The organism is Neisseria sp. P0020.S005, assembly GCF_051957055.1.
GTDB classification, from domain to species: Bacteria; Pseudomonadota; Gammaproteobacteria; order Burkholderiales; family Neisseriaceae; genus Neisseria; species Neisseria subflava_A.
Window position 1 is genome coordinate 1 of the sequence record NZ_JBQCWV010000009.1, and the last position, 14,415, is coordinate 14,415.

Here is a 14,415-nt window from a genome sequence, read left to right on the forward strand (position 1 = left end):
GATCGCAAATCGTTCCCGCTGTTCTTGAAAGAATGCGAATTTCGATTTAACTTCGGCACACCGTCTCAACAGCTTAAAATCCTGCGGGATTGGTGTGGAATTTAGGGCTAATCTACGTCAGCCCCTTTATTTTTATAAATAGTAATAAAAGTACTATTAAAATTATATATTTACTAGAATCAGCATAAGGAGGATTTTGCAAAATCTTCTTGCTCACTCTACTTAAATATCTCCCCATTCTAATCCGAATCGCTGTAAATATTTCCTCAATCGATCGCTGTCATTGACTTTTGCCCTTTCTGTTCGGGAGACGTTGAACAATGCACGGCCGGCAGAGGCCATGTTGGGGTGTTTGCGGCATTCGTCGATGACGTGTTGCAGTTGTAGTTTGTCGAACAAATCCAATGTGTCCCAATCGACTTTATCGGGGTAGTCTTGTGCTTTTTCAGACGGCCTTTTATGTAGGAGGCCGTCTGAAAAGGGTTCTTCCGACCATAACCATTTGAGGCGTTCGATTTCAGCTTGGACTTGTTCTACCTGTATCCTACCTTGCGGCGCGAGTGTGGCCAGACGCATGATGCTGGCGGCGAGGTCGCGGAAATTACCGCGCCACGGTGCTTGGTTGGAGTGGGCGAAGTCAAGGTAGGCGGCTAGGGCTTCTTTGTTGAAGCGGGTAGTGCGGCCGAGTTCTTGCGAGGCTAGGGCGAGCTGGTGTTCGACGTTGGGCTCGATGTCTTCGCGGCGGTTGGCGAGTGCGGGCAGTGGGTAATTCCAGATATTAATGCGGGCGAACAGGTCTTCGCGGAAGCGTCCGGCACGAATTTCGTGGCGCAGGTCGCGGTTGGTGCCGGCGATGAGTTGGAAGTCGCTTTTGACTTCGCTGTCGCTGCCGACGGGATAAAAGTGTTTTTCTTCAATGGCTTTGAGCAACATGGCTTGCTCGTCTAAGCCCAATTCTCCGATTTCATCTAAAAACAATACGCCGCCGTCGGCTGTTTTTAGATAGCCTTCGCGTTTTTCTGCGGCGCCGGTAAAGGCGCCTTTTTTATGGCCGAACAGGGCAGATGCTGCGCCGTCGCCGCGAAGGGTGGCGCAGTTTACATCGACAAACGTGCCTTTAATCAGATGGCGCGCTTTTTTCAATTCAAAAATCCTACGTGCCAGCATGGATTTGCCTGCGCCTGTGGGGCCGGAAAGCAGAATGGGGGAAGGGGAGTTGAGCGCGACTTGCTCGATTTCGGCAATCATGCGGTTGAAAGCGGCGTTTTGGGTGGAAATACCGCTTTTCAGGTAGCGCACTGCGTCATCGCGTACGGCGGCAAGGCGTTCGGCCAGTACGTCGTAACGAGCCAAGTCTAAATCGATGATTTCATAACTGCCGACATTGCCGTCCTCCATACTGCGTCTTTGGTTTTTGGGAGGGGCGGTTTGTAAAAGTACGCCGGGGATTTGACGCGATTCCACCAATAAAAACAGGCAGATTTGGGCAACGTGTGTACCTGTCGTGATGTGGGTGAGATAGGTTTCTTCTTCTGTATCAAATGGATAGCTCGCCGCCCAGTCGTGCAGCTTGGTATAAACCTCGGAGAAATCCCACGGGTTTGCCAACTCCATAGACACGAGATTGACGACTGTGTGGGGCGACACCTGCTGAATATCGGCTTTTACATGATCCGCCAGTTCGCGGTATTTTTCCGCATAAAACAGCTCCATGCGGTCAAGATGAAAATCCTGACGCTGATTCATGGCGACATTCGGCCGCCACTTCTGCCAACGCCCTTGACCAAAACCGCTGTCCAACACCGTACCGAGAAAGCTGACGGCGACTTGTTTTTTGTTACTCATCTTTTATTCCGTTTATTCCGTTCGAGTCTCAGACAGCCTTGTATTCAAGCTGCCTTCTTCATGTTTGAGATAGCCTGAAAAACTCTTTTTACTCAGGCGGTATCACTAACATAGGAATAACAAGCGTCCATTTTTCCAGCTTTTTAGTGCCGATTTTTTCTGGGATACGTTGGCGAAATGATTCTCCGACTTCGTCTAAATAACGTACTCTGAAAGTGTTGGCATAGGCGGTAGTTTTTGTCGGCAACGGTGGTAATTTGACGGTACGGGCAACTTCAATATCATCAGAAAGGAAAATATATCTGCCATCCTCCGTCCGCTTCATTTCCAGTGGGTCGTCTTTTTTCAGCTTCGCAGCAGCAAACAGACGTTGTTTCACAGTTTCGACATTGTTGTGACAGACAATGAAGTCGATATCCAAATCACTTTTGCTATCGGTTTCTCCCTCGACTGCCGTGTTTCGATAAGCTGCCAAACGTCTGTATTCGGTATTCAACTCAGGTAATTCGGTAAAGATTTGAGCCACGTTTTCAATATCATCAGGTAGCTTTGTCATCCAAGGATGCTCTGGAGTAGTTTGCAGTAGGGTCAGTGTTTCTATGGCACGAGTCATAGCGACGTAATAAAGCCTCTGTTCGGCTTCGTCAACTCCCTGCCAACCGCCGTCTAAAATGAAGACGTGCTTAAACTCCAACCCTTTGACTGCGTGCGCCGTGCCTAGAAATATACCTTCCGAACGGGTTTCATGTTCATCACCTACATATTCGTAGAGCCAGCTTTTCAGAAAGGCAGACGAATATCGGTTAACAGTGCCACTACCGTTTTCAGACGACCCGTTGTCTTCTATGGGCGACGCTTGGATTTCTGCCTCACGACTCTCTGCAAAGTTATCCGACTTTTCAGGTAGCTTCTCATCTTGCAGTGGATATTCGTTTAAGAAATCAGTTTGTAATTGCCTAAACCAAACGCACCAACTGCCACCGCTTTTTTTCACTTGTTCACTAATAAGTTCTGCAAAAGCTTGTGATGTAAAGCCTTCGGTTTGTTTTTCCACGCCATCAATCAGGCGGACAAACTCACGGGTGTGGCGCAATTTGATTTTGCTGCTTTTGTCGGCACTCAAAAAATAAGGTATGCCGTTTTGTTCACACCATGCCTGCAGAGGTTTGAGACTAGCATTATGACGGGATAAAACTGCAATCTCATTCCATGTGACTGCGCCCAAGGTTTTCAGACGACCTATTTCGGCAATAACCGCTTGTGCCTGTATGTTGCTGCTGCTACCGAACGGCAGGCTGATGTGGCGCACACTCCCCTGCCTTTCGCTGTCTGTTGAAGCCCATACGCCACCGTTGGGCTGTGTTTGACGTTCAGGGTTGATAACAATCGGATGCAGTGTTTTCAGACGACCTGTCATACCGTTTATCACGCTGTTGGCAGCGCTGATGATGTATTGTGTACTGCGGTAGTTGTAGGTCAAGTAATCGGGTTGGGCAACGTCGTAGTCTTTTTGGAAACGGTGGATGTACTCGTTGCTGGTGCCGTTGAAGGCGTAGATGTTTTGGTCATCGTCGCCGACCGCCAGAATGGTCAGCTTGTCTTCTTCAGCCCGCTTCCTACCCGCAAGCGCAGAAATGAGCCGGTAGTGTTCTTCGCTGATGTCTTGGTATTCATCTACCAGAATATAGCGGAAACCTGCCATGATATGTTCGCGTGTCTCGTCGCTACCATCATCGTTTTCAAGGTCGTCTGAAAGCATAGCGGCAGCCTGCCTGCACCATTCTTTAAACTGACTTTTGCCATATTCTCGGCTGTTGCCGTCAAAACGAACCCCCAAAAGCCGCATTGCCATACCGTCATAAGTCATGACCGTAACGGCAGCAGCAAGAGGACCGACCAGTCCGAACAGGCGGCGCTTGACCTCCTGCGCCGCCAACCGGTTGAAAGTCAAAACAATGATGGCGGATGCGGGAACATGTTGCACCCGCAAAAGGTAGGCAACCCGGTGCACAATAACTCGCGTTTTGCCTGAACCTGGTCCGGCAAGAATAAGACGGTTACTACCGCTTTGGTCGGTAACAACGGTTTTCTGCATCTCATTCAGCCCATCTGTAATTTCGCGCAGGGTTTGTGGCGATGCAGGCTCGTCCAATTCTTTCAGACGACCTTTAAACCATTTATTTTTAAAATTCTTTTCTTCCAAACCAAAGTAATCACGCACCAAATTCAATCCTTCGGCAAGGTTTTTCAATGCACGAAGGGCGTATTCCTGCATCACATGGATTTGAAAACGTTTTTCGCTGTAAAAAACAGAAAGTGGTTTATAGTCCTCCACAAGATATTGGCGTTTGGCTGAGAGTGCTTCAGGATTAGGGATAATAGTCATGGCATGTCTCAGAATAGTCATGCCGTGGTTGAGTTTGATCACACCTTGTTTGTGCATAAACAGCAAAGTCTGCTTGAGCAGAAGCTCACGACGGTCGGCGGGGATTTGCACCGACAATACCAAATCGTCGGCAATCTGCTGCACCAATTCACCCATGCGGGTTTCCACCATTACGTCTTTTTGACGCACTCCGTTGGTTTTTGCCATCAAGAATGGTAAGAGGCACAGGTTGATATTTCGGCGAAGCTCGGCGTTGTTTTGCAAGTTTTCCCAACTGTCGCTCTTAGGATTCTTGAAACGCACTTTCAAAAGGTTGTTGCCAACATCGCGGATTTGAAAACTGCCGCTGCTGTTTGTCCGCTGTGCCGCCTTATCATCGGCGAGCGACTGCATCAAAAGTTTGATTTCAGCCGGATTGGTTTCCAAATCTGCTTCATTCATTTGGTAGCAAACAGCATTCAACGAGAGATTTTGCCAAATGCCTTGATCTGCTTCTGGAATTTCGTTTTTTAAAATCTGCCAAAGTTTCTCTTCCCAAGCGATAACTTGCGCCAGACGTTTATCAGCAGGCTTTTTGTTATCAGTACGCAAAATAACGGTCATGTGTGTATCGTTGGTAAGAATGTCCAATTCTTCCAGTTTTTTTAGATGACCGCGCAATTCAGTGAAACTGCATGCTGTTGCCTGCACCAAATCATCGGTACTCAAAGGCGCGTCTTCTGGCGCTTGAAACACAATTTCGGCAATGGTTTGGTAAATTTCCGAGATACGCTTGCTGAACTTGTTTTTTTCAATAATCGCCAGCGCCTCATCTAGATTCAGACGACCTGAACGTGCGGGGAAAATACGGGTTTGATTTTCCTTACGCTCTAATAAATCTGCACGTTCCAACCATGCCAATACGGTTTTGACTTTGGTATCTGCCTGTCTATCATCGCTGTCAAAACTCATGTACTCCTCGGTGTCGCGCAAGATTTCTCCACCTGTAGCCACGATTTCACCGCAATGGTCTTTGCCGTATGCCGCTTGATTCAGCCAACCGACTTTCTTCCACACGGATTTCAAATCGCGCAATTCGATTTGCGACATTTTGCTGATGGAAAACTGCGTATCCACGTCTCTTCCGTCATAAAGCAACACGCATTTTGCATCTGCCTGATCCCTCCCTGCTCTACCCGCTTCCTGCAAATAATTCTCCAGCGAACCGGTAATCTCGGCATGAATCACTAGGCGCACATCAGATTTGTCCACCCCCATACCAAAGGCGTTGGTGGCGACAATAACGCGCAAACTACCGCCAATAAACTGGTTTTGAATATCGGCTTTTTCGTTGTTCCCCAAGCCTGCATGGAAATGCTCACATGCCCAGCCTTGTTCTTTCAGGTAAGCCGAATAGGTTTCCGCACTTTTCCGCCGTCCGACAAATACCACGGCTCCACCGCTTTGATGATCAAGTTCACGATGCAACAGCTCGTTGATTTTTTGCTTTTTAAGGCCATCTGAAATCTCCAGCACATCGTAAAACAGATTGTCGCGCTCGTTGTCACCAATAAATTGGCGGAACTCAATACCAGCCTCCACACGGAAATGGTTAGTGATGTCGGCGAGGACATCGGGTTTGGCAGTAGCAGTAAAACAACTTACCGGAGCCACCGTACCGTTATTTTTGCTGTGTTCAGCGATAAATTTGACTGCGTATAGATAGTCTGGACGGAAGTCGTGTCCCCATTTCGACAGGCAATGTGCCTCATCGAATACCCAGCCGTTGATTTGGCGTTGCGAAATAGCGTTAATAAAACTGGTGTTGCGGAACTGTTCAGGCGCGACAAACAAAATGCCGATATCGCCCAAAGCTATTTTGTCTAAAATTTGGGCGCGTTCAACCACCTCAACCAAGCCGTTAAGCATAGCAGCGCAGGTAGCTCCTTTTATTTCCAAACCGTCCAATTGATCTTTCATCAGCGATTGCAACGGTGAAACAACTATTGTCAAGCCTCCGTTGCGGTAGTAGCGGTTGAGTGCTGGCAACTGATAACACAAGGATTTGCCGCCGCCCGTGGGCAGCACCGCCAGCGTATGCAACCCCTTCATACCTGATTGCACCACAGCACGTTGTCCACCATCAAATCCTTTTACATCGCGAAAAGTCGGTAGTTTGAAATAACGCTGTAACTGCGCCTCAGGATTGAGCGTATCCTGACAATAACGGCATTCCGTACTACCGCAATCATGGTCGCGCAATTCGGCAATCAGCCGAGCCGTATCGGGAAACTGGTGCCTCACCCACGGAGCTAACACAGAATTACCACCAGAGACATTTAACCAAGATAAGGCATAGCCGAGGGAAGGATATATGGCAGGATTACGGATGTCTGTTTTCATTAACTCCAAAAAACGTGTGCGGCAGACTTTCAGACGACCTTGATCATTGTTGTCCTGCATCATCAACCAAATAGTGTCGATCAGTTTCTTGACATCTGGCGATGTATCACGCTCGGGAATCATAATGTCTTCTGAAAGACGATACGGCAGGGGTATATCAGACAGGGCTGTCCACAGCGCAAACTCCTCGGGCTTTTCGGCTTTGATTTTTCCGAGCGCAGTGCATTGGTCTTGAAAAAGCTGCCAGCAAGCGTGACAGTCGGAGAGTGGGGAATTAATTTCAGAAGAGATGATTTTATGGTTTTTGATTAGTCGGTGATACGGATTTTGCGGAAATGCCAAAGGCGAGAGCCACAGCGTATCGATAACAGGCACTTTAAGCCATGCGGCTTCGGGCACTACGGCCTTCAAATATTTTAAATCGTGCCCGAGGATGTTGTGCCCCATCAGCCACTTTAATCCACTGGTCAGATGAGCCATTTCACACAAGGCGGTATGAAAACCCTTTTCTCCACGAAAAGCTTTTTCAAAAAACAAACCTGAGTCGGGGCGGAATGCACCGATTTTGAACGGCTTGTCGGTTTTTGGATCGACTTCCAAATCAATGATAAGAACAGCGGGGATTTGTCCTTTTGTAGCAGTATTCATTTTTAGACGACCTCTAAACAATTCTTTCCAAGATAAACGCGCCGTAATCATCGCCCAACGGCAGCTCGAAATCCGTATGCAGGATTTGGCGTTTTACTTGTACAGTTTCGTCAGTTTTCGGATTAAAACCTTCTTTTAAGGCCGTCTGAAAATACACACCGAAGCCGCGTTTCTGCCATGCGGGCAATTCATTGAAATTGATATTGTGTTCAAACAGCAAATCATGTTTCTGCGCGCGCGTGAGACCGCTGACCGCTTCTGTGGCGCGGGACACGCTTTCGCCTTTTTTGCGTAGCATCCAATAACAGTGGGCGTTGAGCGCGTTGCGATATGAGTCTTCGTGCCGCCAACGGAAATAATCAACCACCAGTTTTTCGTTCGGCAAAACGCAAACTCTAGCATCAAAAGCGGCGGTCTGCCCGTGCGCCACAGAAAAGGCGGCGCTGGCTTCACCAGCCAATACCGAAATGATTTTGCGCGTTTTGCGTTTGAACGTATCGTCGTCTCGACGCAGCAATAGTGAAATTTCATCGCTTTCCGAATAGCCGTACGCCACATTGAAGCCACATTTCATCAAATGACGGACGGTGTGTGCCATCAGGTCGCGGAAACGAATGTCGAATGGGGCTTCAAACTGCCAAATTTCCTTGGTTAGTCGTGTAAAACCGCGCCCGTCTAAGCGAACAACAATAAAATTTTCCTGTGGTACGCAAAAATCATAAGCGGTTTCGTATTGTCGCAAGCGTTTGTCCAAATCATCGAATCGCATCATATATCCTTGTATATTTTATTTTCTATATAACTATCTATAAATATATTTTTAGTATTCTACGCTTCTTGCTGATAAAAGCCACTTTAAAATTTATTTTCTTTATATTCAATAAATTAAAAATTATTTTTATAAAAATTTTATTCTTGGCACGTTGTTGGCTATGTAGTGAATGTAACGATACAGCAGATGCTTCGGGAAATACAGTTACCGGAGAAAAATTTTCCGTAAATTTAGTTGCTGTGTGGTTACAGGACGAATGCCAACAAGACTACATTTGGTTTAACAGGTTCGAATCCTGTCTCGTCTGATAGACGTTGAACGTCTTGTTTATTTAGTCGCCCACCCTTTTCCAATATGACAGGCAAATGCCTAGGGAAACTACAACATGGATATCCTTGTGTCGCAGGTTCGAGTCCTGTCTCTGTTATCCAAAATAGCAGAGTAGCTCAGTTGGTAGAGTAAAGGCATGTTTCCCTGAAAAACTTGTTGCGTGCCATATTATTTTTACGGCAGCAGGCGGATGCTTGAAGAGAGTACATTAACCTTTCACGTTAAAACCGTTTCTTTTCATGTTTATCCGCTACGCTGCCACTCATTCGAGGCCGTCTGAAATATTCAGGCGGGCTGATATAAAAACTGTTTTCGGTGCAAACGGCAAATGCCGGAGGAATTACAGCCTGTAAAGCTCGAGGTCGCGGGTTCGAGTCCCGTCTCTGCCGCCAACTATGGCAGAGTAGCTCAGTGGATAGAGCGCGTAAAAATTTCTCCACTCTTTGTTACCCAATGTGCCACCCCTTATGGGCGAATGCCATTAGGATTACATTCCTTGCTTGCTACAAACCCGAATGATCCTAATTAAACTAGTCGCCCTACGGCAGTAGGCGGATGCCCGGAGGAGAATACATTAGCTTTCAGTTAAAAACGCTTCTCTTCATCTTTAGCCGCCACACTGCCACCCATTCAAGGCCGTCTGAAAAACAAAGCTAAAACAAGTTCAGACGGCCTCAAACCAACAATATGAAAGAAAATGAAAATGGCTAATACTACCTTGTTTCAATCTATTAAAAACCGTTTTACTAAAACCGATACCCATAATGAAGCCGGCGGCATCGCCTACACGCTGACACCTAAACAACAGCTCGCCCAGCTTGCCGCTACCGGTTGTCTGAACAATACCTACTATGCCGATGCCCAAAGTCAGCTTGACCAAGTGCTGAAATTGGCAGAAAGCCTGGATGCCGAGTTTATCGCCAAAACTGCCGTATATGCCCGTCAAAAAGGTTTGATGAAAGATATGCCTGCGCTGTTGCTTGCCGTGTTGGCGCAAAAAGACGTGAACATGCTCGCCCGCGTATTCGACCAAGTAGTGGATAACGGTAAAATGTTGCGTAATTTCGCACAAATTATCCGCAGCGGCGCAGTCGGCAGAAAATCTTTCGGCAACCGTCCGAAAAAACTGATGCAGACTTGGCTTTTGACCGCCACCGAAAAACAACTGTTGAACGCCGCCGTCGGTAATTCGCCGTCGCTGGCAGACGTGGTCAAAATGGTGCACCCCAAACCGTGTGAAGCATGGCGTGCCGCATGGTTTGCATGGCTGATCGGCAAACCTTACGACCGCGAAGCATTGCCGCCCATTACCCGCGCTTTTGAAGACTACAAACAAAGCCACCAAGGCGCATTGCCCAACGTTCCTTTCCAAATGCTCACTGCGTTGGAATTGAACAGCGGCGACTGGGCGCAAATCGCCCATAACGGCTCATGGCAGCAGGTTCGTCAAAACCTGAACACTTTCCTGCGCCACGAAGTGTTTGCGAAAAGCAAAAACATCAAAATGGTGGCAGAAAAACTGCGTGACGAAACCGCCATTGCCCGCGCCCGTGTGTTGCCTTACCAGTTGCTGACTGCCTATCAGGCGACATCTGAACAGATACCGTTTGAAATCCGCGAAGCCCTGCAGGATGCGATGGAAACCGCCGTACAAAATGTACCGGTCATACAAGGCAAAGTCGTGGTTTGTCCGGACGTTTCTGGCTCTATGCACAGCTCGGTTACAGGCTATCGCGGCAGCGCGACCAGCAAAACCCGCTGCATCGACATTGCCGCGCTCGTGTCCGCCGCCATGTTGCGTACGAATCCGCAAGCTCGCGTGATACCGTTTGAACAAATCACGGTAAACGTGAAGCTCAACCCACGCGACAGCATCATGACCAACGCCGAAAAACTCGCCAATATCGGCGGAGGCGGAACGGCATGCAGCGCACCGCTTGCCATGTTGAACCGTGAAAAAGCCGACGTGGATTTGGTCGTCATCGTATCAGACAACGAAAGTTGGGCAGATGACAGCCAAGGATGGGGCGCCACAACCAGCCTGATGAAAGAGTGGAATATTCTGAAACGACGTTGTCCAGAAGCCAAACTCGTTTGTCTGGATATCCAGCCCTACACCAAGGCTCAAGCACGAAACCGTCACGATATCTTGAACATCGGCGGCTTCTCCGACCAAGTATTCTCGCTGATCGGTTCCTTTGCCGAACGAGGCATGGGTACAGATTTCTGGGTAGAAGAGATTGAGAAAACGCCGTTGGCAGCGGTAAATTAGCCAAGGGGCCGTCTGAAAGTAAATCTGAAATGTGAATTTTTAGTTTTTTAGAATTATATTTTAGACACCTCTTTCACGTAATATAATAATTAATATGAATCATATAAAATAAATTTTACATGTAAAAATCTTTAATTCTTCAAATTTAAAAAGGAAATATAATGTTTAATTATAGTTTATATACTAATGTCAATCAAAAAATCAAAACATTTTGCTCACAATGTAATAACATAACTAACCATTCTATAAAAGTTGACTATAAAGAAACCTATCGTGATGATAACTTTGATTCTCGTACAAATTTTCAAATTATAAAATGTGATGGATGTGATGATATTAGCTTCAGAAAACTTTCTTCTAATAGCGAGGAATATGAACATAATATTGATGGAGACATAGTATATTTTGAAAAAGAAGAAATCTATCCCGAACGTAGCACTAAACGTAAACCAATTGATATGGATGATTTGTACTTAATTCCCAATAAGTGCAGAAAAATCTATAAAGAAACTAGCTTCTCTTTAGAGCATAAATTTAATTTGCTTGGTGCTGTTGGTTTACGTATCTTAACGGAAGCGATTTGCTTAGATCAAATTAGAAAAAAAGGAATTAATGCCTCTGAAAGTGATAAACTTTTCAAAAAAATTGATTTATTAGTTGAAGAAGGGATTTTATCACAAGACTCAAAAGATATTTTACATGCTATACGAACTATTGGAAATGAATCTGTACATCAAATTGAACCACAACCAATCGAATTACTAACCTTAGCCTTTAATATTTTGGAGAATTTATTAAAAACGCTATATATATACCCTAAAGAGTTTAAAAAAATCAAAAGTCAACAAGATTTTAAGTAGAAATATTAAGAAAGCCGCTAATCCGTAAATCTATCAGAAGGTTTATGGTCAATTACGAACGAAAATGGGCGCAAATTTTTGAGCAACAAAAACCAAGCAAACTATACCAGCGCTGGTAAGCCAACCAAACAATTATCATGAAGACATAAGAAAATCATTTTCAGACGACCTCAAACACCAAACGTCGTCTGAAAACCCAAATAAGGAAACCAAGCGCTATGCAAAAATTCATATTAATCCGTGGTCATCAAGGTTCGGGAAAATCGACTTTCGCCAAACAAAAAGCCGCCGAATTTAAAGCACAGTATCCGGATGCGGAAGTTGTCCGTATTGAAAACGATTTGTTTATTACCGATGAATACGGTGAATATCGTTGGTCGGGCGAAGCGGTGGATAAGGCGCAAAAACGTGGTAATGTTTTTATGACTGAAACTTTGAGATTTGGACGCCAAAATCCGAATCGAAATATTCTGATCATTAATTCGAATACCAACCAAAAAGCTTCGCGTTGCCGTCATTTGTTGGATCAGGCGGAGAAAAGCGGTTTTGAAACAGAGATCTACCGATTGCACAATTTCTATCCCAACCTGCACGGCGTAAAAGAGCATGATGTGTTGGCGACGTATATCAAGTTGAACCAAAACCGTGTGGCAAACGAAATCCATATCGAGGCCGTGCAACCGGCAAATGCGGAGCAGTTAGAAAAAATCGAACAGATGCAGGCTGTCGAGCATAAGCCGCTGGTGTTTGATGAGGCGCAGCAAACCTTTGTGACCGATCACTATCTGCAACACGGCAGCCGTAACTTTACTGCCAAAGCATCCAAGCGTTATCCCGAATTGCGCGTGTTGAAATACACACGCAGCGTGTTCTATAACAACCGCTTTGATGATGCTTTGCTGGAAATGCGCGGTTTGATTATCGACGCGCATAATCGAATCATCGTGCGTCCGTTTAAAAAAGTGTTCAATTATTCGGAACGTATTGCCAAAGGCAGCCGTTATCCGATCCGAATCGGCGACGAGAAATTGGTGGACGCGGTGGTGAAAGTAAACGGCTTCCTCGGCTGCTGTACTTTCGTCTCGCTTTCAGACGACCATCCGTCCCACGGCGCGGCGTTTGACGGCAAAGTGCTGTATTCGACTACCGGTTCGCTTGATAGCGCGTTCGCGGACATGACCGCTGCACACTGCGCGCAATACGAAACCTTGTTCCGTGCATATCCGAACCATACTTTTTTGTTTGAAATCACAGACGCGAAAGACGTACACATCATCCGCGAAGAGTTGGGGGAAACCTTAATCGGCTGCATCGACGTGGCGACAGGCCGTCAGTTTAGCGAAGCGGAATTGGACGAAATCGGCAAACAATACGGCGTCCGCCGCCCTGAAATGCTGAAAAACATCACGTTCGGCGAGCTGAAAGGCCGTCTGAAAAATGTGGAACACGAAGGCTTTATGGTATTTGATGCCCAAAACGGCGAAATGCTGTTCAAACTCAAATCGCCGTATTACTTGATTTCCAAGTTTCTGGGACGAAGCAACGAAGGCAACATCGGACGCAAGCTCGACAAACGCCACGTCGACGAAGAGTTTTACCCTTTAATCGACCACATCCGCGAGCATCGCGAAGCGTTCAACGCCATACCGGAATTGGATAAGATTGCGTTTATCCAAGCATTCTTGCGGCAACTGTAAGGCCGTCTGAAAATATATGGAGCAACATGTATTTATTTTCCGCGCTCGTATGCTTCAATTTCGCCGACTTTAGGTGCATAGCCGCTGTTTGTGTCGTGACGCAAGTCCAACCAGATATCGACCAATGCCCAAGCAGCCGGAGCGGCAATCACGTTTTGCCCCATACATAAAACCTGCGCATCATAGTTTTCCACCGAGCCGCGGAGCGTGAGTAAATCATGCGCAGTTGCCGCACGTATGCCGCGCACTTTATTGGCGGCGATTGCCGTGCCCACGCCGGTGCCGCAAATCAACAGCGCACGGTCGGCGCGTCCTGCGACGACTTCTTCGGCTGCGGCAAACGAGAGTTGCGGATAGGTTCCTTCTGGCGAGGATAAATCGACCAAGCTGCTGACGCGCGCGTCGTTTTGAAGATGCACTTTGAGCGCGTCTTTCAATATTACGCCGTTGGCCGGCGCGGCAATAACCAAACGCATAAAAACTCCTTGAAGCATACAATAAACATTATTCAGCATACGCCTGCGCGTGATACGATTCAAGCTTGCAACGCAGAGAGCACGGTATGAGCAAAACCTACTTCACATCAGACCTACATTTCTCACATAAAAACATCGCCAAATTTTGCCCGCAATTTCGACCGTTCGATAACGTGGAGCAGATGGATGAATTTTTAATCCGGACATGGAATGAAACTGTTTCGCCTGAAGATACGGTGTACAACTTGGGCGATTTTTCCTTTGCCCAAGACCATAAGCAGATAGAGCGCGTTTTGTTGCGCTTGAACGGGCAACATCACTTGATTTACGGCAATCATGATCATGTGATTCGGCAGCATGCCGATTTTTTCCGCAGCCAAACCAAGCATGACGGCCATCCGCTGCTGTCGTCCATACGGCCGTATTTGAAACTCAAATTGCCGGAAATTAAGAATACGCTGGTTCTCTTTCACTATCCGATTCAGGAGTGGGACGGCTGTTATCAGGGCTGGTATCACTTGTACGGCCATTTGCATGACAGGGTGGCGGAAATCAAAGGGCGTGCTTTAAATGTCGGATTTGATTTGCACGGCCGTTTTTTGACGGCACAAGACGTCGATAAGTTTTTGTGCGATTTGCCTAAAATTTCGTATTTTGGCGAAGCAGGGTTGAAAGCCAACTCGCCGGAAGAAGCGGCTGAGCTGGTGTCTCGGAAACTGGCGCAGTTAAATCAGGTATAATTTCAGA

At 46.7% G+C, this 14,415-nt stretch carries 8 protein-coding genes and 1 pseudogene; 5 read left to right on the forward strand and 4 right to left on the reverse strand.

Annotated features, from left to right (window positions below):
* A pseudogene (locus tag ACTHTU_RS08075) lies at positions 1-105 on the forward strand (IS1595 family transposase); the annotation flags it as partial.
* A 117-nt stretch (positions 106-222) separates the two neighbouring features.
* Here the strand turns inward: ACTHTU_RS08075 and rtcR are convergent.
* The 3 genes from rtcR to ACTHTU_RS08090 all read right to left on the reverse strand — a co-directional run bounded on the left by rtcR (position 223) and on the right by ACTHTU_RS08090 (position 8,030).
* Positions 223-1,845, reverse strand: a complete 1,623-nt coding sequence (gene rtcR / locus ACTHTU_RS08080; RefSeq protein ID WP_296185746.1) for an RNA repair transcriptional activator RtcR — start codon at positions 1,843-1,845, stop codon at positions 223-225.
* 88 nt (positions 1,846-1,933) lie between these two features.
* Positions 1,934-7,261 carry a RecQ family ATP-dependent DNA helicase gene (locus tag ACTHTU_RS08085; protein ID WP_440362249.1) on the reverse strand — a complete coding sequence of 1,776 codons (5,328 nt, stop codon included), beginning with the start codon at positions 7,259-7,261 and terminating at the stop codon, positions 1,934-1,936.
* Between the two features lie 13 nt (positions 7,262-7,274).
* Positions 7,275-8,030 carry a tRNA(His) guanylyltransferase Thg1 family protein gene (locus tag ACTHTU_RS08090; RefSeq protein ID WP_440362303.1) on the reverse strand — a complete coding sequence of 252 codons (756 nt, stop codon included), beginning with the start codon at positions 8,028-8,030 and terminating at the stop codon, positions 7,275-7,277.
* Positions 8,031-9,060: 1,030 nt separating this feature from the next.
* On the opposite strand from ACTHTU_RS08090, the gene ACTHTU_RS08095 reads away from it, so the two are divergent.
* The 3 genes from ACTHTU_RS08095 to ACTHTU_RS08105 all read left to right on the forward strand — a co-directional run bounded on the left by ACTHTU_RS08095 (position 9,061) and on the right by ACTHTU_RS08105 (position 13,192).
* Entirely contained in the window at positions 9,061-10,635 is a 1,575-nt protein-coding gene (locus ACTHTU_RS08095; RefSeq protein WP_440362250.1) for an RNA-binding protein, read from the forward strand.
* Positions 10,636-10,796: 161 nt separating this feature from the next.
* Positions 10,797-11,495 (forward strand): DUF4145 domain-containing protein, encoded by a 699-nt coding sequence (locus ACTHTU_RS08100; RefSeq protein WP_440362251.1) that lies wholly within the window; start codon positions 10,797-10,799, stop codon positions 11,493-11,495.
* Positions 11,496-11,713: 218 nt separating this feature from the next.
* A complete protein-coding gene (locus tag ACTHTU_RS08105) occupies positions 11,714-13,192 on the forward strand; it encodes an RNA ligase (protein ID WP_440362252.1) in 1,479 nt (492 codons plus the stop codon).
* A 32-nt stretch (positions 13,193-13,224) separates the two neighbouring features.
* Here the strand turns inward: ACTHTU_RS08105 and ACTHTU_RS08110 are convergent, their stop codons facing one another.
* Positions 13,225-13,668: an RpiB/LacA/LacB family sugar-phosphate isomerase gene (locus tag ACTHTU_RS08110; RefSeq protein ID WP_440362253.1), complete on the reverse strand. Its 444-nt coding sequence runs from the start codon at positions 13,666-13,668 to the stop codon at positions 13,225-13,227.
* Positions 13,669-13,754: 86 nt separating this feature from the next.
* On the opposite strand from ACTHTU_RS08110, the gene ACTHTU_RS08115 reads away from it, so the two are divergent.
* A complete protein-coding gene (locus ACTHTU_RS08115) occupies positions 13,755-14,408 on the forward strand; it encodes a phosphoesterase (RefSeq protein WP_440362254.1) in 654 nt (217 codons plus the stop codon).
* The last annotated feature ends 7 nt before the right edge of the window (positions 14,409-14,415 follow it).

Bases quoted from the DNA above. Each gene is read 5' to 3' on its own strand.
- ACTHTU_RS08110 (WP_440362253.1), bottom strand. From the start codon at position 13,668: ATGCGTTTGGTTATTGCCGCGCCGGCCAACGGCGTAATATTGAAAGAC.
- ACTHTU_RS08085 (WP_440362249.1), bottom strand. From the start codon at position 7,261: ATGAATACTGCTACAAAAGGACAAATCCCCGCTGTTCTTATCATTGAT.
- ACTHTU_RS08115 (WP_440362254.1), top strand. From the start codon at position 13,755: ATGAGCAAAACCTACTTCACATCAGACCTACATTTCTCACATAAAAAC.
- ACTHTU_RS08090 (WP_440362303.1), bottom strand. From the start codon at position 8,030: ATGCGATTCGATGATTTGGACAAACGCTTGCGACAATACGAAACCGCT.
- ACTHTU_RS08105 (WP_440362252.1), top strand. From the start codon at position 11,714: ATGCAAAAATTCATATTAATCCGTGGTCATCAAGGTTCGGGAAAATCG.
- ACTHTU_RS08100 (WP_440362251.1), top strand. From the start codon at position 10,797: ATGTTTAATTATAGTTTATATACTAATGTCAATCAAAAAATCAAAACA.
- rtcR (WP_296185746.1), bottom strand. From the start codon at position 1,845: ATGAGTAACAAAAAACAAGTCGCCGTCAGCTTTCTCGGTACGGTGTTG.
- ACTHTU_RS08095 (WP_440362250.1), top strand. From the start codon at position 9,061: ATGAAAATGGCTAATACTACCTTGTTTCAATCTATTAAAAACCGTTTT.